This is a genomic window from Ilumatobacter sp. (genome assembly GCF_041688325.1).
Classification (GTDB): Bacteria; Actinomycetota; Acidimicrobiia; order Acidimicrobiales; family Ilumatobacteraceae; genus Ilumatobacter_A.
In genome coordinates, this window is record NZ_JBDNIJ010000284.1 from 1 (window position 1) to 1,684 (window position 1,684).

Annotated in this window: 1 protein-coding gene and 2 pseudogenes; 1 reads left to right on the plus strand and 2 read right to left on the minus strand. The window is 61.6% G+C overall.

Annotated features, from left to right (window positions below):
- Window positions 1–140: pseudogene (locus ACH2EI_RS15360) on the plus strand (PhzF family phenazine biosynthesis protein); the annotation flags it as partial.
- A gap of 181 nt (window positions 141–321) precedes the next feature.
- Here ACH2EI_RS15360 and ACH2EI_RS15365 read toward each other — a convergent pair.
- Window positions 322–1,341, minus strand: a complete 1,020-nt coding sequence (locus tag ACH2EI_RS15365; RefSeq protein WP_395152770.1) for an LLM class F420-dependent oxidoreductase — start codon at window positions 1,339–1,341, stop codon at window positions 322–324.
- Window positions 1,342–1,385: 44 nt separating this feature from the next.
- A pseudogene (locus tag ACH2EI_RS15370) lies at window positions 1,386–1,684 on the minus strand (hypothetical protein); the annotation flags it as partial.

Below are 1,684 nucleotides of genomic sequence, written 5' to 3' on the forward strand. Positions count from 1 at the left end.
TACTCGGACCCGCTCATCCCACTGCCGACTATCGGGTGCGGATCTTCGAGCCGAAAGTCGAGTTACCATTTGCCGGCCACCCGACACTCGGGGCGTGTGCTGCGTGGCTTGATGCCGGCGGAGTTCCCCAGCGGCCGGGCATGGACCGAGCAGTACGTCGCCATTCTTGATCGACTCGTCGAACGGCACACGGGCTGGTGGTCGGCCGCCGACCAGGCCCGGTATCAATATCGACCGAGGGTGTTTGCGTAGGCGCCTTTGCCGTTGAGAGGGAACTCCCGCCGGAACCTTCGGTGTGACCGGCCAGGCCGCTGAACAAAGTCAGACAGCCTTGAGGTCCGCCATGACCTTGGCCCAGCGGTCGGGATTGCTGGCGTAGGGGGCGTAGAAGCTCAGTCGCTGGATGACGTCGCCGTAGCGGGACCCAAGCTCGGCTGCGATGGATTCGGGCTCGCCGACGACGGCGAACGTGTTGAGAATTTCGTCGTCGATAAGCGTGCCCATCTTGTCCCACTCGCCCTGCTTTGACAGCGAATTGAGCTCGTCTTGTAGGCCGCCCCAGCCGTGCATGTCGAGCACGGGTCGGTACGCCGGAGTCGAACCGTAGAACGCAATCTGCTTGCGAGTGGCGATGGCGGCCTTCTCGATCTCTTCGTCGTTGTTGCCGGTCACAACGAATGATGGGCCGACGATTTCGAAGCCTTCCATGGTCTTGCCGGCCTTCTCCCGGCCCCGCTGGAGCGCAGGGATCGTCACCTCGCGCAGGTACTTCTCAGTGGTGAACCCGTGGCAGATGAAACCGTCGAATGCCTCACCGGCGACCTCGGTCATCAGCGGGCCGACGCCGGCGAGAAACATCTTTGGCGGGCCGAAACCTTCGAGGTCAGAAGCAGCAGGGGAGAACATCGGCGTCATCAATGTGTGCTGGTAAAACTCGCCACGGAACTCGAGCTTCTCGCCCGTCAGCCACGTGTTCCAGATGGCACGAATAGCCAACCCCATCTCGCGCATCCGGGCGGCGGGCTTACTCCACTCCATTGAAAAGCGTTTCTCGATGTGCGGCTTGATCTGGCTGCCGAGGCCAAGCACGAAACGACCCTTCGAGTACGCCTGCAGATCCCAGGCCGTGTTGGCGAGCGTCATCGGTGAGCGGGAGAACGCGACGGCAATTGACGTGCCGATCTCCAGCTTCTCGGTGTGCTCGGCCGCGAGAAGTAGCGGCAAGAACGGATCGTGGGCCATCTCTGCGGTCCATGCACCCGAGTAGCCGGAGGCCTCGACTTCTTGGGCTTGGCCCGCAACTTTTGTCAGGTCGGTTCCGATGTTGCCGTCGATCTTCATGGACCAAACGTACAACGCGGACTCAACCCGATTTCATTCGCAGATCAGTCTTGAGCGCGGAAGAACTCTTGGATCTCGGCAGCGATATCGTCTCCGGACTTCATCCGCATCTCAGCGGCAGCGCTCGCGGCGTCGGCATCGCCTTCGACTGCAGCGTCGTGGAGCGCTTCGAGCTGGCGAATCATGTTCTGGTGCTCGTTGTTGTTGGCGACCATCTGGTCGATGCGTTGCCGTTGGATCGCTACTTCATTGCGAAGCGCGGCACCGACGATCTTGACGCCAGTGGCTTCGTGGAGTCCATCGAGGAGTGCTGCCGAGGCAGCGGGATACGACATGGCTGAGA